24 protein-coding genes and 1 pseudogene are annotated in these 24,826 nt (G+C 71.2%); 13 read left to right on the top strand and 12 right to left on the bottom strand.

All coding sequences use genetic code 11. The annotated features are described in order from the left end of the window. Positions 1 to 22: 22 nt before the first annotated feature. Positions 23 to 718, bottom strand: coding sequence for an ATP-binding protein (locus ACWC21_RS03935; protein WP_450877849.1), 696 nt, complete (start codon positions 716 to 718; stop codon positions 23 to 25). A gap of 231 nt (positions 719 to 949) precedes the next feature. Between ACWC21_RS03935 and ACWC21_RS03930 the strand changes: the two genes are divergently transcribed. From ACWC21_RS03930 to ACWC21_RS03920, 3 genes are all read left to right on the top strand, one after another. After that, positions 950 to 1,810 carry a helix-turn-helix domain-containing protein gene (locus ACWC21_RS03930; protein ID WP_450877847.1) on the top strand — a complete coding sequence of 287 codons (861 nt, stop codon included), beginning with the start codon at positions 950 to 952 and terminating at the stop codon, positions 1,808 to 1,810. After that, positions 1,811 to 2,065 carry a DUF397 domain-containing protein gene (locus ACWC21_RS03925; protein ID WP_388070964.1) on the top strand — a complete coding sequence of 85 codons (255 nt, stop codon included), beginning with the start codon at positions 1,811 to 1,813 and terminating at the stop codon, positions 2,063 to 2,065. It abuts the gene before it with no gap. 97 nt (positions 2,066 to 2,162) lie between these two features. Continuing rightward, positions 2,163 to 2,975, top strand: a complete 813-nt coding sequence (locus ACWC21_RS03920) for an SAM-dependent methyltransferase (RefSeq protein WP_450877845.1) — start codon at positions 2,163 to 2,165, stop codon at positions 2,973 to 2,975. A gap of 12 nt (positions 2,976 to 2,987) precedes the next feature. Here the strand turns inward: ACWC21_RS03920 and pdxR are convergent, their stop codons facing one another. After that, the gene (gene pdxR, locus ACWC21_RS03915; RefSeq protein WP_450877843.1) at positions 2,988 to 4,412 is read right to left on the bottom strand and encodes a MocR-like pyridoxine biosynthesis transcription factor PdxR; all 1,425 of its coding nucleotides are present in this window, start codon (positions 4,410 to 4,412) and stop codon (positions 2,988 to 2,990) included. A gap of 47 nt (positions 4,413 to 4,459) precedes the next feature. Between pdxR and ACWC21_RS03910 the strand changes: the two genes are divergently transcribed. Next, positions 4,460 to 4,939 (top strand): carboxymuconolactone decarboxylase family protein, encoded by a 480-nt coding sequence (locus ACWC21_RS03910; protein ID WP_450877841.1) that lies wholly within the window; start codon positions 4,460 to 4,462, stop codon positions 4,937 to 4,939. A 48-nt stretch (positions 4,940 to 4,987) separates the two neighbouring features. On the opposite strand, the gene ACWC21_RS03905 is transcribed toward ACWC21_RS03910, so the two are convergent. The 3 genes from ACWC21_RS03905 to ACWC21_RS03895 form a co-directional block, all read right to left on the bottom strand. After that, a complete protein-coding gene (locus ACWC21_RS03905) occupies positions 4,988 to 6,475 on the bottom strand; it encodes a glutamate synthase subunit beta (RefSeq protein WP_450877839.1) in 1,488 nt (495 codons plus the stop codon). 137 nt (positions 6,476 to 6,612) lie between these two features. Continuing rightward, positions 6,613 to 7,092: an anthrone oxygenase family protein gene (locus ACWC21_RS03900; protein ID WP_450877837.1), complete on the bottom strand. Its 480-nt coding sequence runs from the start codon at positions 7,090 to 7,092 to the stop codon at positions 6,613 to 6,615. Between the two features lie 94 nt (positions 7,093 to 7,186). After that, positions 7,187 to 7,882, bottom strand: a complete 696-nt coding sequence (locus ACWC21_RS03895) for a DUF2293 domain-containing protein (RefSeq protein ID WP_450877835.1) — start codon at positions 7,880 to 7,882, stop codon at positions 7,187 to 7,189. Positions 7,883 to 7,944: 62 nt separating this feature from the next. Here ACWC21_RS03895 and ACWC21_RS03890 point away from each other — a divergent pair, with 62 nt between their 5' ends. Continuing rightward, positions 7,945 to 8,586 carry a uridine kinase gene (locus tag ACWC21_RS03890; protein WP_450877833.1) on the top strand — a complete coding sequence of 214 codons (642 nt, stop codon included), beginning with the start codon at positions 7,945 to 7,947 and terminating at the stop codon, positions 8,584 to 8,586. An 18-nt stretch (positions 8,587 to 8,604) separates the two neighbouring features. Here the strand turns inward: ACWC21_RS03890 and ACWC21_RS03885 are convergent, their stop codons facing one another. Next, the gene (locus ACWC21_RS03885) at positions 8,605 to 9,732 is read right to left on the bottom strand and encodes a magnesium and cobalt transport protein CorA (RefSeq protein WP_450877831.1); all 1,128 of its coding nucleotides are present in this window, start codon (positions 9,730 to 9,732) and stop codon (positions 8,605 to 8,607) included. Between the two features lie 149 nt (positions 9,733 to 9,881). Between ACWC21_RS03885 and ACWC21_RS03880 the strand changes: the two genes are divergently transcribed. Further along, complete coding sequence (locus ACWC21_RS03880; protein ID WP_450877829.1) at positions 9,882 to 10,676, top strand: methyltransferase domain-containing protein; 795 nt, start codon at positions 9,882 to 9,884, stop codon at positions 10,674 to 10,676. Between the two features lie 45 nt (positions 10,677 to 10,721). Here the strand turns inward: ACWC21_RS03880 and ACWC21_RS03875 are convergent, their stop codons facing one another. From ACWC21_RS03875 to ACWC21_RS03860, 4 genes are all read right to left on the bottom strand, one after another. Further along, positions 10,722 to 11,648 carry a carbohydrate kinase family protein gene (locus ACWC21_RS03875; protein WP_450877827.1) on the bottom strand — a complete coding sequence of 309 codons (927 nt, stop codon included), beginning with the start codon at positions 11,646 to 11,648 and terminating at the stop codon, positions 10,722 to 10,724. Further along, complete coding sequence (locus ACWC21_RS03870) at positions 11,633 to 12,541, bottom strand: pseudouridine-5'-phosphate glycosidase (RefSeq protein ID WP_450877825.1); 909 nt, start codon at positions 12,539 to 12,541, stop codon at positions 11,633 to 11,635. Before ACWC21_RS03870 ends, ACWC21_RS03875 begins: the two co-directional genes overlap by 16 nt. 92 nt (positions 12,542 to 12,633) lie before the next feature. Beyond that, positions 12,634 to 13,185 carry a methylated-DNA--[protein]-cysteine S-methyltransferase gene (locus ACWC21_RS03865; protein WP_450877823.1) on the bottom strand — a complete coding sequence of 184 codons (552 nt, stop codon included), beginning with the start codon at positions 13,183 to 13,185 and terminating at the stop codon, positions 12,634 to 12,636. A gap of 51 nt (positions 13,186 to 13,236) precedes the next feature. After that, positions 13,237 to 14,109, bottom strand: coding sequence for a glycerophosphodiester phosphodiesterase (locus tag ACWC21_RS03860; protein ID WP_450877821.1), 873 nt, complete (start codon positions 14,107 to 14,109; stop codon positions 13,237 to 13,239). 289 nt (positions 14,110 to 14,398) lie between these two features. Between ACWC21_RS03860 and ACWC21_RS03855 the strand changes: the two genes are divergently transcribed. From ACWC21_RS03855 to ACWC21_RS03830, 6 genes and pseudogenes are all read left to right on the top strand, one after another. After that, positions 14,399 to 15,262 (top strand): MHYT domain-containing protein, encoded by an 864-nt coding sequence (locus ACWC21_RS03855; RefSeq protein ID WP_450877819.1) that lies wholly within the window; start codon positions 14,399 to 14,401, stop codon positions 15,260 to 15,262. Positions 15,263 to 15,302: 40 nt separating this feature from the next. Next, positions 15,303 to 17,453 carry an excinuclease ABC subunit UvrB gene (uvrB, locus tag ACWC21_RS03850; protein ID WP_450877817.1) on the top strand — a complete coding sequence of 717 codons (2,151 nt, stop codon included), beginning with the start codon at positions 15,303 to 15,305 and terminating at the stop codon, positions 17,451 to 17,453. Positions 17,454 to 17,612: 159 nt separating this feature from the next. Beyond that, positions 17,613 to 18,191 carry a TerD family protein gene (locus ACWC21_RS03845; RefSeq protein ID WP_450877815.1) on the top strand — a complete coding sequence of 193 codons (579 nt, stop codon included), beginning with the start codon at positions 17,613 to 17,615 and terminating at the stop codon, positions 18,189 to 18,191. Positions 18,192 to 18,235: 44 nt separating this feature from the next. Further along, the gene (locus ACWC21_RS03840; protein WP_450877813.1) at positions 18,236 to 20,152 is read left to right on the top strand and encodes a TerD family protein; all 1,917 of its coding nucleotides are present in this window, start codon (positions 18,236 to 18,238) and stop codon (positions 20,150 to 20,152) included. A gap of 222 nt (positions 20,153 to 20,374) precedes the next feature. Then, positions 20,375 to 21,376: a TerC family protein gene (locus ACWC21_RS03835; protein WP_450877811.1), complete on the top strand. Its 1,002-nt coding sequence runs from the start codon at positions 20,375 to 20,377 to the stop codon at positions 21,374 to 21,376. A 205-nt stretch (positions 21,377 to 21,581) separates the two neighbouring features. After that, a pseudogene (locus ACWC21_RS03830) lies at positions 21,582 to 21,824 on the top strand (ionic transporter y4hA); the annotation flags it as partial. Here the strand turns inward: ACWC21_RS03830 and ACWC21_RS03825 are convergent. Together ACWC21_RS03825 and ACWC21_RS03820 are read right to left on the bottom strand one after the other, a co-directional pair. Then, complete coding sequence (locus ACWC21_RS03825; protein WP_450878268.1) at positions 21,794 to 23,068, bottom strand: MFS transporter; 1,275 nt, start codon at positions 23,066 to 23,068, stop codon at positions 21,794 to 21,796. The pseudogene ACWC21_RS03830 and the gene ACWC21_RS03825 overlap by 31 nt on opposite strands. A gap of 93 nt (positions 23,069 to 23,161) precedes the next feature. Further along, positions 23,162 to 24,208: a S66 family peptidase gene (locus ACWC21_RS03820; protein WP_450877809.1), complete on the bottom strand. Its 1,047-nt coding sequence runs from the start codon at positions 24,206 to 24,208 to the stop codon at positions 23,162 to 23,164. 100 nt (positions 24,209 to 24,308) lie between these two features. Between ACWC21_RS03820 and aroQ the strand changes: the two genes are divergently transcribed. Beyond that, positions 24,309 to 24,782, top strand: a complete 474-nt coding sequence (gene aroQ, locus ACWC21_RS03815; protein WP_450877807.1) for a type II 3-dehydroquinate dehydratase — start codon at positions 24,309 to 24,311, stop codon at positions 24,780 to 24,782. Positions 24,783 to 24,826 lie beyond the last annotated feature (44 nt).

The raw sequence follows: 24,826 nt of genomic DNA, 5'->3' as shown, positions 1-24,826 counted from the left end.
TGGCCCGGGCCGAGGGCGCCGGTCACGGCTTTCCCCACGACCGGTCCCGTGCGAGCGGGATCCTCCCGGGGGCACCGAAGCCGTGAACCGCCTTGGCCTCGTCCTCGCCCTCGTCCGAGCGGTGCTCGGAGCCGTGTCCCGAGTCATGCGGGGCGGCCGGCTTGGAACGGGTGCCCCACCCCAGGTCGCCCCGCGCCTCTTCCGGGTCGCTCGCGTCGTCCTGCGACGCGTCCGCCTGCCGCGGCAGCTCGGCCCAGACCGTCAGACCCGGACCGCGCTGTTGGGCACCCCAGGCCCGGCACAGCGCGTCGACGAGAAGCAGCCCCCTCCCGTGCTCCTCGTCGGGCCGCTGCGGGGACGGGTGCGGCTCACCGGGCGCACAGCCCTCGTCGTGCACGGCTATGCGCACCGTGTCGTCGTGGCAGTGCAGCTCGCACACGACGCGACTGCTCGCGGTGTGGACGATGGCGTTGGTCACCAGCTCGGATATCACCAGAGCCGCGGTGTCGCAGGTGTCCGCGCAGACCGCCCAGCCGTCCAGCCGGGCACGCGCCAGACGTCTCGCCTGGGCGGGCGAACCCGGATGAGCGGCCAGCTCGAAGCGGAACCGGCGCCCGGCAGCGGCCCCGAACGGGGCGACTTCCGTGGCGGCACCGAGACCGAAACGGCCTGCGGCGGCGTCTGTTCCTAAAGGCGCGGACGGAATCACGCTTGCCACTATCGCCCCGCCGTGAACACTTGGCAAGTGTCACTCTGAAAATTGCAGAGTGCTGTGTGACTCGGTCGGGCGCCGTGGCACACTGCACGCAACAGCACGTTGAGCGGCGCCAGTTGGGATCGGCGAGGATCCGAAAGATTCTCGAACGTGATTTCGAATGGCGCCGTAGGTCTGTCAGCATTCTTCGCGCTCAGTCGCGTTGAGCCGTTTTTCGTCCATGGAGGTGGGAGCGTGAGCGAGCCGCGGTCCGCGCCGACGGTGGGCCAGGTCGTCCTCGGCCGGCGCCTGCTGGACCTGCGGGAACGTGCCGGACTCAAGCGGGAGGAGGCCGCACGTATCCTCCGCGTCGCCCCCGCCACCGTCCGGCGTATGGAGATGGCGGAGGTCGCCCTCAAGATCCCGTACCTGCAACTCCTGCTGAAGGCCTACGGTGTCGGCGACGACGAGGCCGAGGCCTTCGTCCAGTTGGCCGAGGACGCCAACAGGCCCGGCTGGTGGCAGCGGTTCCACGACATCCTGCCCGGCTGGTTCTCGATGTACGTCAGTCTCGAGGGAGCGGCGAGCCTCATCCGGTCGTACGAACCGCACTTCGTGCCCGGCCTGTTCCAGACCGAGGAGTACGCGCGCGGGGTCCTGAGATCGGGCGCCATCGGCCAGACCCGGCCCGAGGACATCGAGCGGCATGTCGCGCTGCGCATGGAACGCCAGCAACTGCTCACCCGTTCCGACGCGCCCCGGTTCTGGGCCGTGATGGACGAGACCGTCCTGCGCCGCCCGGTGGGTGGACCGGAGGTGATGCGCGCGCAGATCGACAGGCTGATCGAGGCCACGAAGCTGCCCAACGTGACGCTCCAGGTGGCCCCGTTCGCGAACGGGCCGCACCCCGGCACCTACGGGCCCTTCGTGCTGTTCCGATTCGCCGTGCCCGAACTCCCGGACATGGTCTACAGCGAGTACCTGACCGGCGCGGTCTACCTGGACGCGCGCACCGAGGTGGCGACCCACCTCGAGGTCATGGACCGCATGGCGGCGCAGGCCGCTACTGCACAACGCACGAAGGAGATCCTCCGGGATCTCCGCAAGGAGCTCTGAATGGATCGCATCAAGCCGCGCAGCCACGTCTACAACGGCATGCCCGCGCGGGAGCTGGGCAGCGAAGGGTGGCACAAGCCCTGGAGCGGCGGCAACGGCGGGAACTGCCTGGAGGCGATGAAGCTCGCCGACGGCCGGATCGCCGTACGCCAGTCGACCGACCCCGACGGTCCGGCACTGATCTACACCACGGACGAGATGACCGCCTTCATCGAGGGCGCCAAGGCGGGGGAGGCCGATTTCCTGCTGTCCTGATCTGTGTTGATTATTTTTCTTGCTCAACTTCCCTATGTTGATACGACCTTGGTACGAACTTGATCATTCACCGTGTCAGAAGCTTACGGAGTGCCTCATGACCGGGCAGGACCCCACAACCGCCGTCCAGATCGACACCAGCAGGCCGCATCCCGCGCGCATGTACGACTGGTATCTCGGCGGCAAGGACAACTACCCCGTCGACGAGGAGATGGGCCGGCAGATGCTGGCCCTGGACCCCAGGGTGCCGGTGATGGCCCGGGTCAACCGCGCGTTCATGCACCGAGCCACGCGCTGGCTGGCCCAGCAGGGCGTACGGCAGTTCCTGGACGTCGGCACCGGCATCCCGACCGAACCGAACCTGCACCAGATCGCCCAGCGGATCGCACCGGACTCCCGCGTCGTCTACTGCGACAACGACCCGATCGTGCTGGCCCACGCGGCCGCCCTGCTGCGCGGCACGGACGAGGGCGTCACGGAGTACCTGCAGGCCGACGTGCGCGACCCGGCCGCCATCATGGCGGGCGCCAAGCAGGTCCTGGACATGGGCCGACCCGTCGCGCTCTCGCTCGTCGCCCTGCTGCACTTCGTCTCCGACGAGGACGGCGCGCACGAGCTGGTCCGCCGGCTGCTGTCCGAACTGCCGTCCGGCAGCTACCTGGTGATGACCCACGCCACCGCCGACTTCACCCCGGAGGAGTCCGCGGCGGCCACCGAGAAACTCAAGGCGGCGGGCGTCACACTCGCGCTGCGCTCCCGTGAGGAGTTCGCCCGCTTCTTCACCGGCCTGGAACTGGTCGATCCCGGCGTCGAGATCGTCCACAAGTGGCGTCCGGAGCTGGGCGACCCGGTCCCCGGGCAGGACGACGGCGTGATCCCGGGGTACGGCGCGGTGGCACGCAAGGCGTAGGTCCCGCCTCCGTCACGGCGGCGGCAGTACGGCGCACAACGCGTCCACTGCCGCCGCGTACGCGTGTTCCGGCGGTGTCGCGTAGCCCACGACGAGGCCGTCCGGGGCAGTCATGTCCGTCTCCGGGTGCCTGAACGCGCCGAGCCCGTCCAGGGCGACTCCGTGCCAGGCCGCCGCCTTGACGGTGGAGGCCTCGGTGCCGGGCGGCAGCCGCAGCACCGCGTGCAGCCCGGCCGCGACGCCGGTGACCCGGATGTGCGGGGCGTGCGCGGCGAGCGCCTCGACGAGGCGGTCCCGGCGGCGCCGGTAGCCCTGCCGCATGCGCCGCACATGACGGTCGTACGCCCCCGAGGCGAGGAAGCCGGCCAGCGCCAGCTGCTCCGGGACGCTCGCCCACGCCTCGCGCTCGCCCTTCGCCGCGAGCACGGCGTCGACGTACCGTTCCGGCAGGACCATCCACCCCAACCGCAGCGCCGGCGACAGGCTCTTGCTGACCGAGCCGACGAGGATCACCCGTTCGGGGTCGAGGCCCTGGAGCGCGCCGACGGGCTTGCGGTCGTACCGGAACTCGCCGTCGTAGTCGTCCTCCAGGACCACCCCGTCACTCGCGCGTGCCCAGTCGATGACGCCGGCCCGGCGCTCGGCGTGCAGCGGCCCGCCGGTGGGGAACTGGTGCGCGGGCGTGAGCAGCACGGCCCGCTCACGCCCCAACCGGTCCACCAGGGCACCGTGTTCGTCGAGGGGGAGCGGCACGGTCCGCACCCCGGCCGCCGCGAGCAGCTGCCGGTGGAACCACAGCCCGTAGGCCTCCACCGCGAGCGGACCGCGCAGCCCACCGCCGCCGGTCCGCCCCTGCCCGAAGAGCAGCCGGAGCGCGTGCGCGAAACCGGAACAGATCACGATCCGGCCCGGCTCGGTACGCACGCCACGCGAGCGCGCCAGATACTCCGCGAGCGCCTCCCGGAGTTCCGGCCGCCCGGCGGGGTCCCCCGGCCCGAACGCCTCACTGGGCGCGGCCTGGAGCGCTCTGCGGTACGACGCCGCCCAGGCCGCCCGCGGGAAGGCCGACGTGTCCGGAGTGCCCTGCCGGAGGTCGTGCCGTGCTCCACGCGCGCGTGGAGGCGATTTCTTCGGCGTCCGTGCGGCCCGCAGCGGCTGGACGCGCTCGGCCACGCGGGTGCCCGAACCCTGGCGCGCGGTCAGCCAGCCCTCCGCCACCAGCTCCGCGTACGCGTCCGCGACCGTGTTGCGGGCCACGCCCAGGTCGGCGGCGAGGGAGCGGTACGGCGGCAGCCGCGTCCCCGGAGGCAGCCGCCCGTCCGCCACGGCGTCCCGCAGCGCCGCGATCAGCGCCGCCCGGCGTCCGCCCGTTCCCGGCAGCTCCAGATGCAGGTCGACACCGATCCGCTCCGCGGAATTGACCCATGATTCCGTCATGGAAATGCACCCTACAAGTGGTCTTTCCGGCCCGTAGGTTGAAGGGCATGACGACGGACACGAACACCCCGGCCCGTACCCGCCTCGACTTCGCGAAGGCCGCCCCGAAGGCCTTCCGCGCCCTCATCGGCTTCGACGCCGCCGCCCGCGAGGGCCTCGACCCCGCCCTGGTCGAGCTGATCCAGATCCGCAGCTCCCACCTCAACCACTGCGCCTACTGCCTGCACATGCACACGAATGACGCCCGCAAGGCGGGCGAGAGCGAGGACCGGCTGCACATGGTCGCCGTGTGGCGCGAGGCCCGCCACTTCTTCACCGAGAAGGAGCAGGCGGCGCTCGCCCTCACGGAGGCGGTCACCCTGGTCGCCGACGGCGGTGTCCCCGACGACGTCTACGCCGAGGCGGCGGCCCGCTTCGACGAGACCGAACTGGCCCACGTACTCGCCCTGATCTTCGCGATCAACACATGGAACCGGGTGGCCCTGTCCACGGCCAAGGTGGCCGGGACGGACGAGCGGCGCCGCTGACGCCGCGCGACGGCTCGCACCGGCCCGCCGCCCACACCGCCGTACGGCTCACACCGTCATGGGGCGGTCGTACGGCGATATCGGCGCCGGCAGCCGCGAAGCTCCCGTCAGATGGCGGTCGACGGCCGCCGCGACCGCCCGCCCCTCCGCGATCGCCCAGACGATCAGCGACTGCCCGCGCGCGGCGTCCCCGGCGGCGAACACACCGGGGACGCCGGTCGCGAAGCCGGCGTCCCGGGCGATCGTGCCGCGCGGCTCGAGTGTCAGCCCCAACTGGTCCACCAGGCCGTCCTCACGGTCGGGCCCGGAGAAACCGAGCGCGAGCAGCACGAGGTCGGCGGGGATGCTCCGTCCGGTGCCGGGCAGCGGCCGCCGCAGCGCGTCCACATCGACCAGGTGCAGCGACCGCACGTGCCCGTCGGCGTCGCCGCCGAAGCGCAGCGTCGACGCTGCGAACAGCCGGGCGTCGGCGTCCGCGACCGGGGCGGTCTCCAGGTCGCGCGCCTCCTCGTGCGCGGCCGACATCCGGTAGATCTTCGGGTACGTCGGCCAGGGCTGGGTGAACTCGTCGCGCTCGGCGCCCGGCTGGGCGTAGATGTCCAGCTGGGTGACCGATGCCGCCCCGTCCCGCACCGCCGTGCCCAGACAGTCGGCGCCCGTGTCACCGCCGCCCACGATCACCACGTGCTTCCCGGCGGCGGACAGCGGCGACACCTCCAGGTCGCCCTCGCACACCCGGTTGGACAGCGGAAGATACTCCATCGCCTGGTGTATCCCGGCCAACTCGCGGCCCGGTACGTCCAGTTCCCGCCATGCCGTGGCCCCCGTGGCGATGACGACGGCGTCGTACCGCGCGCGCAGCTCGGCCGCGTCGACGTCCCGCCCGACCGCAGTGGACGCACGGAACTTGGTGCCCTCGGCACGCATCTGCTCCAGCCGCCGCTCCAGATGCCGCTTCTCCATCTTGAACTCGGGGATGCCGTAGCGCATCAGCCCGCCGAGCCGGTCGTCCCTCTCGTACACGGCGACGGTGTGCCCGGCCCGCGTCAGCTGCTGGGCCGCCGCCAGACCCGTCGGACCCGAACCGATCACCGCGACGGTCCGCCCGGACAGCCGCTCCGGAGGCCGCGGCGGCGCGAAACCCTCCTCCCAGGCCCGGTCGGCGATCGCGCACTCGACGTTCTTGATCGTGACGGCCGGCTGGTTGATCGCCAGCACACACCCCGACTCGCAGGGCGCCGGACACAACCGACCGGTGAACTCGGGGAAGTTGTTCGTGGCGTGCAGCCGGTCGCTCGCCGCCCGCCAGTCCTCGCGGGAGACCAGGTCGTTCCACTCGGGGATGAGGTTCCCCAGCGGGCACGCCTCGTGACAGAAGGGGACGCCGCAGTCCATGCAGCGGTCGGCCTGCTTGCTGATGATGGGCAGCAGGGCGCCCGGGACGTACACCTCGTCCCAGTCCTGGACACGCTCCGCGACCGGCCTGCGTGGCCACTCCTGGCGGGGCGTCTTCATGAAACCCTTGGGATCGGCCATGGCCGTCTTCCTTGCTCGGGCGTTAGGACAGGCCGTGCGTCATCGGGCGGCACACTCTTTCGGCCACTTTACGTCCCCTCCCCGCTGCCCGCAGAGGGGTGGGACAGCGCTTTCTCCCCGGCTTCCGGAGGCCTTCCTCAGGTGAGAGCCAGCGCGTACACGAGTGCGGCGGCGGCCGAGGCGGCCGTGCGCAGGTGGTTCCAGAAGGTCCATTCGCGTATGTACGTCGGCCAGTACGCGGCGGCCTCCGCAGTGCCCGGTTCCAGCCGCAGCAGCGTCTCGTTGCGCGGCACGTTCGCGACCACGGTCAGTCCGAAGGAGCCGAACAGGTGCAGCGCGCTGCCCAGCAGCAGTTCCACCTTCCCGTCGTCGGGCCACAGCACGAAGGTCACCACGGCGATCACGGCACACAGTACGGCCGACCCCAGGAAGAGGATCATGAAGGCGGGCGCCACCGCCGCCACGTTGATCGCGTTCATCGCCGCGACCCCCTGCGCGGGCGGCAGCGCGGACAGCCCGCGCATCACGAACGTCGAGAACCCGCAGAAGACCCCGGCCACCAGCCCGGTCGCCAGCACACCCAGCACGACCAGCACCAGGTAAGGCCCGTCGATCATGCTCAACCCACCTCCCGTCCCGAACCGGTCACCGTCGCCGCCCGCCCGCCACGACCGCCGCCCGCCACCGGCCGGCCCGGCGGCTCGTCCCATCTCATCCGACATCGATCCCGGCCGCGCGCCATCCGCGCAGCACCGTCTCCACGGCCGCCGAGATCCGCCGCCGCGCCTCATGGCGCGGAACCCCGCTCATCAGCAGCCGGTCGTACGGCGTGTCCAGGTGCCGCACGGACGCCGCGACCGCCGAGACCACCGCCCCCTCGGTCAGCGCCCGCCCGGCCGCGCTCCGCCCGACACGCCCGCTTCCCCGCAGGGAGGCGTGCACGGCGATCGCCCGGGCCCGCTCGGCCGGGCAACCCGGAAACAGCCGCAGTATCCGAGCCGCGAACGCCTCGGCGAACCGCGTGTCCTCCAGCGCCCTGCGCCGCGCGTCCCGTGCCCGGCGCCGCCGCCGTGCCTCCGCGTCCGCCAGGCACCGCTCCTCGGCCCGCGCCAACGCCTCCTCCTCCACGAGGACACCCTGCCGCTCGTACCGGCTCTTGCGCCGGTTGTAGCGCACCACCACGGCGGACAGCGCGCTCTCCGCACGGGACCTGCGCGTCAGCGCGGTGTCGCCGCGCGGCAGGAACACCAGGTGCCCGAGGTCGGCACAGTCGAGGCAGCGCGGCACACCCTCCTCCAGCACGAGCAGCGGCACCGGCCCGCGCCGGCACGCGGCGCAGTGCTTGCGCCTGAGGGGCTGGACGACGAGAAGTCCGCCGCTCGGCGGGGTGGTTGCGAGTCGGACCATATCCGCTTCCTTCCCGCTGCGGTCCGGGCTGCCACGTCGTCGAGGTGGGACCGCGCGGCATCATGGGCCCTGTGCGACTCGAAGCGATCACCTGGGAACGGCTCGGTGAGCTGCTCGCCGACCGACTGGCCGAGCTGAAGCCCACCGACGGCGGCTCCTGGACACGCGTGGCCTTCGACGGGGCTCCGGCGGCCCGCCCGGGAGATCTCGCCGAACGCGTCGGGGACGCCCTGCGGGTGCGCGGTCGCCCCTCGCTGCTGGTGGGGAGCGAGGGCTTCCTGCGCCCGGCCTCGCTCCGGCTGGAGCACGGCAGGCGGGACGTGGAGTCCTACTACAGCGGCTGGTGCGACACCGGCGCCCTGTGGCGGGAGGTCTTCGGCCCGCTGGAACCGGGCGGCACCGGGCGTGTCCTGCCCGACCTGTGGGATCCAGCAACCGACCGCGCCACCCGCAGTGCCCACGTCCAGCTCCCGCCCGGCGGTCTCCTGCTGCTGCACGGCCCCCTCCTCCTGCGGCACTGGTTCCCCTTCGACCTGACCGTCCACGTCCTCCTCTCCCCGGGCGCCCTGCGCCGCCGTACTCCCGAGGCCGACCAATGGACGCTGCCCGCCTTCGAGCGCTACACGGCCGAGACCGACCCCGCAGGGACGGCCGACGTGCTGGTACGCGCCGACGACCCCAGGCACCCGGCGTGGAACGGCTGACCCGCCCGGCGGCCGGCGTCAGAGCCAGCCGTTGCGCCGGAAACCGCGGTACAGCGCCAGACACGCCACCGATATGACGCCTATGACGATCGGGTAGCCGAACCGCCAGTGGAGCTCCGGCATGTGATCGAAGTTCATGCCGTACACGCCGCACACCATCGTCGGTACGGCGATCACCGCCGCCCAGGCCGTGATCTTCCGCATGTCCTCGTTCTGGGCGACCGTCACCTGCGCGAGGTGCGCCTGCAGGATGGAGTTGAGCAGTTCGTCGAAGGACGCGATCTGTTCCTTGGCCCGCATCAGGTGGTCGAGGACATCCCGGAAGTAGGCCTGTATCTCCGGGGCGACCACTCTGATCGGCCGGGTCGCGAGATCCTCGATGGGGCGGCCCAGAGGAGCAACGGCTCGCTTCAGTTCCAGCAGTTCCCGCTTCATCTGGTAGATGCGCCCCGGATCCACCCGTGCGCCGTTCTCCGCGAACACGTCCGTCTCGACCTGGTCGATGTCCTCCTGCACCGAGTCCGTGACGGTCAGATAGTCGTCGACCACATGGTCCGCGATGGCGTGCAGAACGGCCGCCGGGCCCTTGGCGAGCTGCTGCGGATCCGACTCCAGCTCCTCGCGCAGAGGGCCGAGCGAGCCGTGCCTCCCGTGCCGCACGGTGATGACGAAGTCGTGGCCCACGAACACCATGATCTCGCCGGTGTTCACCACCTCGCTCGTCGCGGTCAGCCTCTCGTGCTCGACGTAGCAGACCGTCTTGAACACCGCGAAGAGCGTTTCGTCGTACCGCTCGAGCTTCGGCCGCTGATGGGCCTCGACCGCGTCCTCGACCGCCAGCGGATGCAGGTCGAACAGTTCGGCGATGCCGGCGAACTCTCGGTCCGTGGGCTCGTGCAGGCCCAGCCAGACGAAGCCGTCGCCCTTCTTGCGCACCCGCTCCACGACATCCACCAGATCGCCGTCCCCGGGAACCCGGACGCCGTCCCGGTACGTCACGCAGTTCACCACCGAGGAGCCCAGCGGGGAGCGCGCGGGATGGCTCAGGTCCACCTTCGGCCGCCGCCGGGCCAGCTGCGCCATCCTGCGCAGACCGCCGACACTGCCGAGGCCCCTGACCTTCCGCAGATTCCCTGCCATGGACATCCGGATCTCCTTGCGTGGCTCTCCCCGCGCAACGCCGCCGCGCCTTGCCGGGCCAGTCTGCCAGCCGGGCGTCATCCGCGGGCAAGCCTGTGGAAACGACTGCTTCCGCTTTGTTCCCGGCTGTGGACAAGACGTTGGATGATCGCGGCATGACGCGATCCGACGAGTACCTCCTCGACAACCGGCAGCGAGAAGCGGGGGAGCGTTTCGACGCTTTCACCGCCCTCTTCGACCCCACCACCTTCCGCCATCTCGAGGCACTGGGCATCGGCCCCGGCATGCGCTGCTGGGAAGTGGGGGCCGGCGGCACCTCCGTGGTGTCCTGGCTGGCCGAGAAGGTCGGCCCGACGGGCAAGGTGGTCGCCACCGACATCGACGTCTCGCTGGTCGCGGCGGCCGCGCGCCCGCCGGTGGAGGTACGCGTCCACGACGTCGGCGCGGAGGAGCCGCCGGGGGAGGGGTTCGACCTGGTGCACGCCCGGCTCGTCCTCGTCCACGTGCGGGACCGGGAGAGGGCGCTGCGGTCCATGGCCGGCGCGCTGCGGCCCGGCGGCCGGCTCCTGGTCGAGGACGCGGATGCGGCCCTGCAGCCCCTGCCCTGCCCCGACGAGTACGGCCCCGAGCAGGAGCTCGCCAACCGGCTGCGGCACGGCTTCCGCAAGCTGCTGGCCGACCGTGGCGCCGACCTGTCGTACGGCCGCAAGCTGCCCCGCCTGCTCCGCGAGGCCGGGTTGCGCGACGTGCAGGCCGACGCCCGCTTCCCCCTCGCCTCACCCGCCGGCACCGCACTGGAGTCCGCCACCGTCCGCCAGATCCGCGGACAGCTGGTGGCCGCGGGTCTGGCCACCGACGAGGACATCGACCGGCACCTGTCCAACGTGGCCTCCGGCACCATGGACCTGGCCACGGCACCGATGATCTCGGCGTGGGGGCGCAAGGAGTAGACCGTCGCGCCGGGCAGGTCGGGGCGGTACGCCGGTCCGGTGCCGTCAGCCGGGTGCGGGTGGTCTGCCGCCGACCCGTTCCACGGCCCGCGCCCCCGCCCGGCAGCCCACGACCGCCGCCTCCTCGGGGGCCGCGCCCGCGACGAGCGAGGCGAGGAACGCGCCGGTGAAGGCGTCCCCGGCGCCCGTGGAGTCCCTCGGCGTCGCCGGCGCGGCCGGGACGCGGGCGAGCACGGTGCCGGACCGGGCCACCAGCGCACCGTCCGCGCCGGCCTTGACCACCACCAGCGGGACATGGCGGCTCAGCTTCGCCGCCGCTTCCACCGGATCCGGCAACCCCGTCAGCAGGGCCGCCTCGTCCCGGCTCGGCAGCAGCACGTCCACCTGCTCGGTGAGTGCCAGGAACCGTTCCACCCCCAGCCGCCTGAGGAAGCCCGCCGAGGCGGGGTCGAGACTCACCGGCACTCCATGCGCACGCGCCGCCTCCATGGCCACCGCCGTCAGCGCCCGGCTGGTCTCGGAGAACAGCAGGTAGCCCGACAGATGCAGCCGGGCGACCCCCCGCAGCAACGCGTCGGACCAGTCGGCCGGCTCCAGCCGCAACGACGCGCCGCTGTCCGTGAGGAACGTACGCTCGGCCGACGCCCCCGTGTCCACCAGGCAGACCACCGTCCCGGTGGCCGCCTCCCGGTCGACGACGAGCCGCGGCCGCACCCCCGCCGAGACCAGCTCCCGCTCGTGCCACGCCGCCGCGTCCTCACCCACCCGCCCCAGCAGCCGTACGTCCGCACAGCCCGTGTGGGCGGCCCAGCAGGCCACATTGGCGCCCGCCCCACCCGGCAGCGTCCGGATCACGGCCGCCGTGTCCGTGCCCGCGGCGAGCGGCCCCCGGTGCCGGGCGACGACGTCCGTGACGACGTCCCCCACCACCAGCAGGGCCCCGTCGCCGTCCGCCGTCACCCCCGCGTCCACGCCGCAGCGATCCGCGCCGCCAGCCGGACGTTTCCGCGCACCGCCGCGAGGTTGGCGGCCAGCGAGGCCCCGTCCGTGTGCCGGACCAGGTAGTCGAGCAGGAAGGGGGTGACCGCCTGACCGGTGACGCCCTCCTCCTCGCACGCCCGCAGCGCGTCGCCGAGCACCCGCGAGTGCAGCCCGGGATCTAACTGCTCCCCCTCCGGGACGGGGTTGGCGACGATGAGCGCGGAGCCCTGCACCCCGAGACCGTCCTGCGCCCGCATGGCCTCCGCGACCTGCTGCGGGGTGTCCAGCGTCCAGTCGACGCGATGCCCGGAGTCCGACAGGTAGAAGCCGGGGAAGCGGTCGGTGCCGTATCCGGCGACGGCCACGCCCAGAGTCTCCAGGCGCTGCAGGGTGGCGGGCACGTCCAGGATCGACTTCACCCCCGCGCACACCACGGTGATCCGCGTCCGCGCCAGCAGCCCCAGGTCCGCGGACTCGTCCTGCGTCACGGTCCACTCCCGGTGGACGCCGCCCAGCCCGCCCGTCGCGAACACCCGGACGCCCGCCAGCGCCGCGAGCAGCGCGGTCGCCGACACCGTGGTGGCCCCGCTCGCCCCGGCCGCCACCGCGAGGGGCAGGTCACGGTGGCCCAGCTTGCGGATCCCGTCCTCGTTCGCGACCCGTTCCAGCTGCTCCTTGTCGAGTCCCACGCGGGGCCGGCCGTCCAGCACGGCGATCGTCGCGGGTACGGCGCCCTCCTGTCGTACGGCTGCCTCCAGCTCCCGGGCCACCTGCAGATTGCGCGGGCGGGGCAGCCCGTGCGCGATGATCGTGGACTCCAGCGCCACCACGGGTCGACGCGCGTCGATCGCCTCACGTACTTCCTCGGACACCACCAGCACCACGCGCCTGCCTCCTGTCGGTCCGTCCCCCCTCCTCATCTCTGGCGGGCGCGTCACCCGGATAAACGCTTGCGGGCTGTGGAGGCGGCTTCCGGTCAGAACAGCGGCTGGGGCAGGACACCCTCGAGGGCGAGCAGCTTCCGCTTGGTCTCCAGCCCGCCCCCGAAGCCGCCGATCCCGCCGTCGCTCGCGACGACGCGGTGGCACGGAACGACGACCGGCAGCGGATTGGCACCCATCGCCGCCCCCACAGCCTGCGCCGCGCCCGGCTGTCCCACCCGCCCGGCCAGGTCGCCGTACCCTACGACGGTGCCGTAGGGCACCGCGGCCAGCTCGCGCAGCACCTGCCGGTTGAAGCCGGATGTCAGCGCCCAGTCCAACGGCAGCTCGAAGTCGTGCCGCTCACCCGCGAAGTACGCCCGCACCTGGCGTATCGCCTCGGCCAGCAGGGGCGAGCCGGGCGCCTCGACGGGCTCGGTGCCCAGCCTGCCCGCCAGCCGTTCCAGCGCCCGGTCGCGCACCGCGTCGCTGGCGTGGAACACCACGTTGACCAGGCCCTCGCCGGTCGCCACCAGCAGCAACGGGCCGATGTCGGTACCGACGACGGCCCAAACGACCCGCTGCTCGTACTGCCCATGGCTGTCCATGCGCCCCACCGTACGACCCCCCACCGACAACGCCCCCGACCCGCTCGCGGTTCAGGAGCCGTTCAGCGCCGCCCGCACCACGTCCGGCTTGTTCGTGATCAGGCCGTCGACGCCGTAGCGGGCCACGGTCCGGGCCGTGGCCGCGTCGTCGACGGTCCAGGCGAACACACCGAGGGGCCTGCAGTGCGGCCCTCGGAACGTGTGCACGGCGGCGACGTAGCCGCTGTCGATCGACCCGTGCGAGGGGTTGATCAGGTCGGTGAAATCGGCGTACTCACGCAGGCTGCCCACCGACGGCCTGCCGAGGAAGCCGGTCGTCAGACCGGGTTGGAGGTCGTGGACGATCCGCAGACTGTCCGCGCTGAAGCTCTGCACGATCAGCCGTCCCAGATGCCGCTGGTCCAGCCAGCCCTCGTTGCTCAGGAGCTTCAGGGTCTGCCGCTCGATACCCGGGTACAGCTCGGGGTTCTTGATCTCCAGGAGCAGCTTCTGGTGGTTGTGCTCCACCCGGCGCATGTACTCCTCCAGCGTCGGCACGCGCGTGCCCGCGTACGCGGGGCCGAACCATCTGCCCGCGTCCAGCCGGGCGATCTCGGCGGCCGTGAAGTCCTTCACCTTCCACGGCGCCCGGCCGGGGAAGACGTCCTCCACGTTCGTGGTGCGCGCGAGGCTGTCGTCGTGGATGACCACGAGCCGGCCGTCCCTGGTGCGCTGGACGTCGTTCTCGACCCAGGAGAAGCCGAGGGCGGCCGCCTTGTCGATGGCGGGCAGAGTGTTCTCCGGCGCGTAGGCGGAGGCACCCCGGTGGGAGATGATCCCCGGGTGCCCGCCGACGTCGTCGGACCGCGCATGGGAGACGGGGGTCAGCAGGGCCACCGCCACCAGGAGTGCGGTGGTCGTGGCGGCGACTTCGCGCGCGTGCATGCGTACTCCTCGCGTCGAGCGGATGCCCGCGAATACGGACAGCACCAGCCTGACAGCACAGAGTAAACAGCGCCGGGGCGCACGATGCCCACAGATTGAACGGAGTTGCCCAAGTCCGCTCACTGGTGCGGCACAAGTGGGGCAAGGCTGTGTTTCTTTGCCGGAAAATCGTTCGACCATTCCGGTGCGGGTCATACTCTCTGCGACACACCTGACCGCCGGAGCGGTCCAGGGGGCGGGGGCGCTTGTCACGGATTCCGGAACGCAAGAGGCGGAAGGGCAGCCGCGCATGCAAGGCACGGTCGACGGTTTCAGCTACGGGGTCGTCACCCCGTTGGTGGCCTATCTGATGGCCTGCCTCGGCGGGGCCCTCGGGCTGCGCTGCACCACGCGGTCCATGCTGGTGGCGCACTCCTGGCGCCCCGCCTGGCTGGCCCTCGGCTCGGCCGCGATCGGTTCCGGTATATGGACCATGCACTTCGTCGCGATGATGGGCTTCACCGTCAAGGAGACGCCGGTCCACTACGACAAGTCGCTGACGTTCGCGAGCCTCGGCCTGGCCATCGTCATGGTCGGCGTCGGGATCTTCATCGTCGGCTACCGCGGCGCCACCGGCACGGCCCTGTTCACCGGCGGCACGATCACCGGTCTGGGCGTCGCCTCCATGCACTACCTCGGTATGGCCGGCATGCGCCTCAACGGCACGCTCGAGTACAACACGTTCACCGTCGCCGCCTCGGTGGTGATAGCGGTCGTGGCCGCCACCGCGGCCCTGTGGGCTGCCGGACAGGTACGGGGCTTCCTGTGGAGCGTGGGGGCGAGCCTCGTCATGGGGCTCGCCGTGAGCGGCATGCACTACACCGGCATGGCCGCCCTCAGCGTCCACCTGCACAGCACGTCCGGGACGCCCGCGGGTGACTCGCCCGCCTCCCTGCTCGCGCCCATGCTGATCGGCCCTCTCGCCTTCCTCCTCCTCGCCGGTGTCGTGGTGATGTTCGACCCGATGGTGGTCATGGGCAAGCCCGATGTGACGCGCGTCGACCGCAAACCGGGCGTCCCGGCCGGCGTCGTGCCCCACCCTCGCCGCCGCCTGACTCCGGAGCCGGCCCGGCCGCAGGGGGACCGAGCCTTCCGCACCCCGCAGAACCGCTGATCAGGCCCCGTTGTCAGTGCGGGGTCGTACGGTTGGTTGCATGCGGCCCGTTTCCCACATCGAACGCACGGTGGCGCCCTTCGAGGTCGTCAGTCCCTACCAGCCCAGCGGTGACCAGCCGACGGCCATCGCCGAGCTGGCCAGACGCATCGAGGCCGGTGAGAAGGACGTCGTCCTGCTCGGCGCGACCGGCACCGGCAAGTCCGCCACCACCGCGTGGATGATCGAGAAGCTCCAGCGCCCCACGCTCGTGATGGCGCCGAACAAGACGCTGGCCGCGCAGCTGGCCAACGAGTTCCGTGAGCTGCTCCCGAACAACGCCGTCGAGTACTTCGTCTCGTACTACGACTACTACCAGCCCGAGGCGTACGTACCGCAGTCCGACACGTACATCGAGAAGGACTCCTCGATCAACGAGGAGGTCGAGCGGCTGCGCCACTCGGCGACCAACTCGCTGCTCACCCGCCGTGACGTCGTCGTGGTCGCCTCGGTCTCCTGCATCTACGGCCTGGGAACTCCGCAGGAGTACGTGGACCGGATGGTTCCGCTCCGGGTCGGCGAAGAGATCGACCGGGACGAGCTGCTGCGCCGCTTCGTGGACATCCAGTACACCCGCAACGACATGGCGTTCACCCGCGGAACCTTCCGGGTCCGCGGCGACACCATCGAGATCTTCCCGGTGTACGAGGAGCTGGCCGTCCGCATCGAGATGTTCGGCGACGAGATCGAGGCGCTGTCGACGCTGCACCCGATCACCGGCGAGATCATCAGCGACGACCGGCAGCTGTACGTCTTCCCGGCCTCCCACTACGTCGCCGGCCCCGAGCGCCTGGAGCGGGCCGTCAACGACATCGAGAAGGAGCTGGGGGAGCGACTGGCCGAGCTGGAGAAGCAGGGCAAGCTCCTGGAGGCGCAGCGCCTGAGGATGCGTACGACGTACGACATCGAGATGCTCCGCCAGATCGGCAGCTGCTCCGGCGTGGAGAACTACTCGATGCACTTCGACGGCCGCTCGCCCGGCTCCCCGCCCAACACCCTGCTGGACTACTTCCCGGAGGACTTCCTGCTCGTCATCGACGAGTCGCACGTCACCGTCCCGCAGATCGGTGCCATGTACGAGGGCGACGCCTCTCGCAAGCGCACCCTCGTGGAGCACGGCTTCCGGCTGCCCTCCGCCCTGGACAACCGTCCCCTCAAGTGGGAGGAGTTCCAGGAGCGCATCGACCAGACCGTCTACCTGTCGGCCACCCCCGGCGCATACGAGATGTCGCGCTCCGACGGTGTCGTCGAGCAGATCATCCGCCCGACCGGCCTGGTCGACCCGGAAGTCGTGGTCAAGCCCACCGAGGGGCAGATCGACGACCTGGTGCACGAGATCCGGGAGCGCACCGGGAAGGACGAGCGAGTCCTGGTCACCACGCTCACCAAGAAGATGGCCGAGGACCTTACGGACTACTTCGTGGAACTCGGCATCCAGGTGCGCTATCTGCACAGCGACGTCGACACCCTGCGCCGCGTCGAGCTGCTGCGTGAGCTGCGCTCCGGTGAGTTCGACGTCCTGGTCGGCATCAACCTCCTCCGGGAGGGACTCGACCTGCCCGAGGTGTCCCTGGTGGCGATCCTCGACGCCGACAAGGAAGGATTCCTGCGTTCCGGCACCTCGCTGATCCAGACCATCGGCCGCGCCGCGCGCAACGTCTCCGGCCAGGTCCACATGTACGCCGACAAGATCACTCCGGCGATGGAGCGGGCCATCGACGAGACCAACCGCCGCCGGGAGAAGCAGATCGCCTACAACAAGGCCAATGGCATCGACCCGCAGCCGCTGCGCAAGAAGATCAACGACATCGTCGCCCAGATCGCCCGCGAGGAGATCGACACCGAACAGTTGCTCGGATCCGGTTATCGCAAGCAGAAGGACGGCAAGGGTGCCAAGGCCCCGGTGCCGTCACTCGGCGACCCGGCCGCCAAGGGCGCGAAGTCCACGAAGGCGGCCAAGTCCGCCAAGGGCAAGGCGACGGTGCCCACGGACCGTCCCGCGACCGAGCTCGCCGAGCAGATCGAGGAGATGACCGAGCGCATGCGCGCGGCCGCCGCCGACCTGCAGTTCGAGATCGCGGCCCGGCTGCGCGACGAGGTCACCGAGATGAAGAAGGAACTGCGTCAGATGAAGGAAGCGGGCCTGGCCTGAGCCGCCCGCGACGGGCCCCGGCAGCCGCGCGGAGTGCGGAGTGTTGCAACACCGACACAAAGCGCGGGCCGGGGGTCGGCACCCTCGGCGCCCCTGCGTAGGGTCATGGTCAACCGCGCGCTCCGCGGCAACAGGGGAAATCCGAAAGGGGAAACCGCCGTGACCGTCAACATGACCAAGGGTCAGGCCATCAGCCTGGAGAAGAAGGACGGGGGCAGCCTGACCGCGGTTCGCATGGGTCTCGGCTGGCAGGCGGCTCCCCGTCGGGGTCTGTTCGGCTCGCGCACCCGGGAGATCGACCTGGACGCCTCCGCGGTGCTGTTCGCCGACAAGCAGCCGGTCGACGTGGTCTTCTTTCGGCACCTGGTCAGCGACGACGGTTCCGTACGGCACACGGGCGACAACCTCGTCGGCGGCGCGGGCCAGGGCGGCGACGACGAGGCCATCCTCGTGGACCTGCAGCGTGTCCCGGTCCACATCGACCAGATCGTCTTCACCGTCAACTCCTTCACCGGGCAGACCTTCCAGGAGGTGCAGAACGCGTTCTGCCGCCTGGTCGACGAGACCAACGGCCAGGAACTGGCCCGCTACACGCTGGCGGGCGGCGGCGCGTACACCGCCCAGATCATGGCCAAGGTCCACCGGTCGGGCGCGGGCTGGACGATGACCGCCCTGGGCACCCCGTCCAACGGCCGTACCTTCCAGGACCTGATGCCGGCCATCCTGCCGCACCTGTAGGCGGGTCCGTACCGGCGCACGACACAGACCAGGGGGGACGGGCGATGACGGCCGAGCTGGTGAGGGGGCAGAACCACCCGCTCTCGCAGGTCCGGCTGGAGATCCGGATCACGGCCGGGGCACCGGTCCTGGCCGGGGCCACACTCGGCGACGACAGCGGCAAGGTGCGCGGCGTCGAGTGGGTGGCGCACCCGGGTGCCCCCACTCTCCCGGGCCTGGAGGTCTCCCGTCAGGCGGCCGCCGAGCACCGCCTCGCGGTCGACCTGGACGCCATGCCCGAACAGGTGCACCGCGTCGACGTGCTGCTCGCCCTCCCGTGGGCGACCGGGGGACCGCTTCGCTTCGGCGCCGTCGCCGCCCCCTCCGTCACGCTCACCGGCCTCGACGGCACCCAGGTCGCGCGCTACACGATCACCGGCCTCGACGCGGAATCCGCCGTCGTCGCCCTTGAGCTGTACCGCAGGCAGGGCGGCTGGAAGGTGCGCGCCGTCGGCCAGGGTTACGCGGGCGGCCTCGTCGCGCTCCTCACCGACCAGGGCCTGCCCCAGGCCGACGAACTCGCCGACGGCATCCAGGAGGCGGTCGCGCGGGGCCTGGCCCGTTCCGTACAGGCGCCCGCTTCCGGTCTCGACCAGCCCGGCACAGCCCTCCACGGTTCCCCCGAAGCGGGACCACCGTGGATCCCGGGCCCGCCCGAGGGGCAGCCGCCGTCCGCCTCTTCACCGTCCGCCGGTACCTCCGGCGGCGCCGTCGACTACACCCATCCCCGCCGTCACACCGGCCCGCCGCCCCCGGCGCCCGAGGCGCCGCCCGCCCCGTCGGGGCGGCCCGCGGCGCCGGTCGCCGGTGACGCGGTCGGCTGGTCCATGGAGGAGCGGCTGTACAACCAGGTCTGGGGCATGTTCGAGGACCTCGCCCGCACCACGGCCGCCTACCGCAGCGCCGTCGACTTCGCCGACTCGCGCCTGGAGAAGGAGCTCGACGAGGCCCTGGCCGACCCGCGCGGTCGGCTCGGCTCGGTGGGGGAGGCGACGCGCGAGGCGGCCCGCGCCAAACGCGACCTGCTCGTCGACCAGGCACGGGAGGTTCTCGACCGCGACCTCGCCCAGCTCACCGCCGAGGCGGAGGTCGTGGATCCCGCCCTCCCGCCGGCCTTCGCCGGCTGGGACAACCCGGTGTGGCACGGCTACCAGGTGCCGACGGAGCCCCCGCTGGCCGTGCGCCTGGGTGAGCTCCATCTTCCGGAGAGCGCCCCGCTGCGCGTTCCGATGCTGGTCCGGCTGCCGCTGGAGCGCGGCCTGTGGATCGACAGCGGTCGTGGGACGGAGGCCGACGGCTGGGACACCGAGCCGGACGAGCTGCGGCACCTCGCCATGGAGGCCGCGGTGGCGCTCACGACCCGGATGCTCGCCGTGCACCCGGCGGGGGAGTTCCGCGTCCGGGTGATCGACCCGGCGGGTTCGGCGGCCCGGGCGCTCATGCCGCTGGTGCGCAGCGGAGTGCTGGCCGCTCCGCCCGCCGCTGGTGCCGCGGGTGTGGGTGAGGTCCTGGGCGGGCTCACCCGGCGCGTGGACCTGGTCCAGATGGCAGTGCGCGGTGGTGCGGCCGAATCGTTGCCGCCCGACCTGGACACCTCCCGGCAGCTGTTGGTCGTGAACGACTTCCCGCACGGTTTCGACGACCGGGCGGTGACGGCGTTGCGCTACCTCGCCGACGAGGGACCGGCCGTCGGTGTGCATCTTCTGATGGTGGCCGACCGGGAGGACGCCGCAGCCTACGGCCCTTTGCTCGACCCGCTGTGGCATTCCCTCATGCGACTCACCCCGGTGCCCGACGACCATCTCGCGGATCCCTGGGTCGGCCATGCCTGGACGTACGAGCCGTCACTGGTGCCGCCCGGCAGCGAGGTGCTCGACCACGTGCTCGCCAAGGTGGCCCAGGCGTTCCCCGGGCAGCGATAAAGGCCTTTTGACCAGGCATTTTGATCTTTCCTTTGCCAATTTCTTTACCTTTCCTTGGTGATTGGGGTACTGTTTTCCGTACGGAGGGGAGTACTCCCTGACTGCGGCGCACCCGTCAATACGGATCGGACGAGATCCCGGGGCGTCGGCCCATCCCGGGTGGAAGAGACCTCCGGCAGCGATGACGCTGACTGTTCGCCGTTACGAACTGCCGGAGGCGCAGTGGAAGTTTCCGCAACCCTGTGGGTCCTGACCATCGTCGGCCTCGCCGCTCTTGTCGCGGTCGACTTCTTCATCGGCCGCAAACCCCATGACGTGTCCGTCAAGGAAGCCGGTATCTGGACCGTCGTCTGGATCGCCCTCGCCGGGCTCTTCGGCCTCGGCCTGCTCGCCTTCGGCGGCGGACAGCCCGCCGGGGAGTTCTTCGCCGGGTTCATCACCGAGAAATCGCTGAGCGTCGACAACCTCTTCGTCTTCGTCCTGATCATGGCGAAGTTCGCGGTGCCCTCGCAGTACCAGCAGCGCGTGCTGCTCGTCGGGGTGCTCATAGCCCTGGTCCTGCGGGCCGTCTTCATCGCCGCCGGAGCCGCGATCATCGCGAGTTTCTCCTGGGTCTTCTACCTTTTCGGCGCCTTCCTGATCTGGACCGCCTGGAAGCTCGTCCAGGAAGCCCGGGCCGACGACGAGGACGAGGAGTACGAGGAGAACAAACTGCTCAAGGCTGCCGAGCGCAGGTTCGGCGTGGCCGACCGGTACCACGGCACCAAGCTGTGGGTCCGGCAGAACGGCAAGCGCGTCATGACGCCGATGCTCGTCGTGATGCTCGCGATAGGCACCACGGACGTCCTCTTCGCGCTGGACTCGATACCCGCGATCTTCGGCCTGACCCAGGACCCGTACATCGTCTTCACCGCCAACGCCTTCGCCCTGATGGGTCTGCGTCAGCTGTACTTCCTCATCGGAGGCCTGCTGAAGAAGCTGGTCCACCTCTCCTACGGCCTGTCGATCATCCTCGGCTTCATCGGGGTGAAGCTGGTACTCCACGCGCTGCACGAGTCCGGGGTGCGGGTACCGGAGATCAGCATCCCGATCTCGCTCGGTGTGATCTGCGCGGTCCTCGCCGTCACGACCGTCACCAGTCTCATGGCGTCCAGGAAGCAGGCGGCGCTCGAGACGGCACGGGCAGGCGGCGAGGGCGTCCCGAAGGACAGCGTCGACGCCTGACCGCACCGGAAGTGGAACAACAGAGCACGGGGAGCGATGCGTGGCGCATCGCGGGCCATCACTCCCCGTGCTCCGCCGGGTGCCGAGCGCGCGTCGGGTCCGACTCGCGCGAGCGCGACTGAGGGGCCGCCCCCGCCGCCACCGGTACCCGGCAACGAAAGGACTGCGATATGCGAACCATGTACACCTCTGCCGCCATCACCGCATGACCACTGGGCTCAGGTCGCTCACCACCCAGTGGACGATCCTCGTGCCGGTTCTGGCGATCGTCCTGCTCGTCCTCACCTGGGGCAGGACTCTGCCGGGCGTCGTCGTCGCCCTGGTCACCATCGTCCTCGCCGGCTCCGTGCTGGCCGCGGTGCACCACGCCGAGGTGGTCGCCCATCGCGAACCCATGGCGGCTCAACCCGTAGGGGATCAGCCAGTGGCCGGTTCCACTGCCCTGGTCACCGGCACCGGACGGGTCTCCGGCAACAGTGCGAAGCAGGCGAGGCTGAACAGCGCGATCCCGGTCAGATAGGCGCCCACTCCCCAGGGGACCCGGCCCGAGTGCTCGGCCAGCGCGGTGGCGACGATCGGCGTCAGCGCGCCGCCGAGCACCCCGCCGAGGTTGTAGCCCACCGCGGCGCCCGTACAGCGCACCCTCGGCTCGTACAGCTCCGGCAGGTACGCGGCGATCACCGCGAACATGGTGACGAACGCGATGAACGCTCCGAGGAAGCCGAGGAACATCAGCAGGGGCGCCCCGGTCGCCAGGAGCGCGACCATCGGGAACATCCACAGCGCGGTCGCCGTGCACCCCGCCAGGCACAGGGGCCGCCGCCCGAACCGGTCGCCGAGGAGCGCCATCAGGGGCGTCAGCGCCCCCTTCACCACCACGGCGGCCATGACGCAGGTCAGCATGACGGCGCGGCTCACTCCCAGCCGTTCCGTCGCATAGGCCAGGGACCAGGTCGTCACCGTGTAGAACACCGCGTAGCCGACCGCGAGTGCGCCCGCCGTCAGCAGCACCAGCCGCCAGTGGTGACGGACGACCTCGGTGAGCGGCACGCGTGCATGGTCGTCGATCTCCAGGAACCGGGGGCTCTCCACCAGTGAGGAGCGCAGCCACAGGCCGGCCACGGCCAGCACCCCGGCGGCCCAGAACGGCACACGCCACCCCCACCGGGCGAACTCCGCGTCGGACAACGTGGCCGACAGGGCCAGCATCACGCCGTTGGCCAGCAGGAAACCCACGGCGGGTCCCATCTGCGGGAAGCTCGACCACAGTGCGCGCCGGCCGGCGGGCGCGTGTTCGGCGGTCAGCAGTACCGCCCCGCCCCATTCCCCGCCCAGCCCCAGCCCCTGCAGGAAGCGCAGGAGAAGCAGCAGCACCGGCGCGGCCAGGCCGATCGAGCCGTAGGCCGGTACGCAGCCGACCGCGACCGTGGAGGCGCCGGTCAGCAGCAGGGACACGACGAGGACCGGCCGGCGACCGTGCCGGTCCCCGATGTGCCCGAACAGCACCGAGCCCAGCGGCCGGGCCACGAACCCCACCCCGAACGTCCCGAAGGCCGCCAGCGTCCCGGCCAGCGGCGAGAACGTCGGGAAGAACAGCGGTCCCAGGACCAGGGCGGCCGCGGTTCCGTAGGCGAAGAAGTCGTAGAACTCGACCGCGGTCCCGGCGAGCGAGGCGGCCGCGAGCCGCGGCATGGAGGGCGCCCTTACGGTGCGTACGTCGTGCATGCCGCGTCAACTACCCACAGTGAGCGCGGGTTACGGGGGCGCGCGGGGGCGTGTCCCGGGTCAGTAGGTGACCGTGATGCGCCGCGCGGGGCCGTCGACGCGGACGGTGCCACCGTAGGGGATGACCAGTTGGGGGTCCGTGTGGCCGAAGTCCACGTCGAAGACGGCCAGGGTGTCGGGGGCGTACGCCCGCAGAGCGCGCTGTACGGCCTCGCGCTGTTCCGCGGCGTACCGGGCTGCCTCCTCCGGGTTGTTGGGGTTCTGGAACGACCACGTCTTGGCGCGGCCCATCAGCAGTGCCGGGAAGCGCTGCAGCAGGCCGCGTTCGCCCATGCTGCGCAGGATGTAGAAGACCTCCGTGGCACTCGGCATGTCCTCCGAGGTCTCCAGGAGCAGCACGCCGCCGTCGTACACCGACGGGTCGTGCGCGATCTCGCGGTCGGTCATCAGCAGCCAGGACAGGATCTCGATGTTGCCGCCCCAACTGCGGCCCTGCACCACGCGGTCGGCGCCTTGCCAGGTCCATCCGGTGCCGGGCCGGGTCTCCGGTTCCGACTCGAAGGTCGCCGGATCGGCCCAGTCCCGGTTGACGTCGTTCCAGCGCTCGGCCGGCCGCAGCTCGAACGGGCCCGAGGTGAACAGCGCCGCGCGCAGGGAGTCGGCGGTCTGCGGGTGCATCGCGCCGGGGCGGCCGAGCTCGCACATCACCGTCGCTCCGTGGTAGCCGACGATGCCGGTGCTGTACAGGAACGCGAGCAGGTTGGTGTTGTCGCTCATGCCGAAGAAGGGCTTGGGGTTGGCCCGCAGCAGTTCCCGGTCGAGGAACGGCAGCACGGCGATCTGGTCGTCGCCGCCGATCGACGCGATGACCGCCCTGACGTCCGGATCGGCGAAGGCCGCGTGGATGTCGTCGGCCCGCTCCTGGGGTGTCGCGCCCATCTTCCGGGTCGTCGGGTACTCGACCGGCTCGAGACCGTAGTCCTCGCGCAGCCGCTTCAGGCCGAGTTCATAGGGGCGCGGAAGGAGCCCGGGCAGCCCGCTGGAGGGCGAGACGACGGCTATGCGGTCGCCGGGCGAGGGCTTGGGAGGGTACGAGGGCGTGGTCATGCCGGGAGGGTAACGGCCTCGGCCCGCTCGCTTCACCGTGATAAACCGGGTCCGAGCCGCGGTCCCCACGGACCGCCCACCCGACCGGACCGGAGGAACCGTGCCCCGCACCCTGGCCACTGCCCCGATCATGATCCTCAACGGGCCCAACCTGAACCTGCTCGGCCAGCGTCAGCCCGAGATCTACGGCTCCGACACCCTGGCCGACGTCGAGGCCCTGTGCGTCAAGGCCGCGGCCGCGCACGGTGGCACGGTCGACTTCCGGCAGTCCAACCACGAGGGCGAGCTGGTCGACTGGATCCACGAGGCGCGGCTCAGCCACTGCGGGATCGTGATCAACCCCGGTGCCTACTCCCACACGTCGGTCGCGATTCTGGACGCACTGAACACCTGTGACGGCATGCCGGTGCTGGAGGTGCACATCTCCAACATCCACAAGCGCGAGTCCTTCCGGCACCACTCGTACGTGTCCCTGCGCGCCGACGGTGTCATCGCCGGATGCGGCGTGCAGGGCTATGCCTTCGGCGTGGAGCGGGTCGCGGCGCTGGCCGGAGCGGCGCAGACCGGCGCGTAAGCCCCAGCGCCCCTTACGCCCGGCCCTTACCGAGCCCGCCCGTC

Source organism: Streptomyces sp. NPDC001348 (genome assembly GCF_053597535.1).
This window is presented reverse-complemented; position numbering and strand designations above follow the sequence as displayed.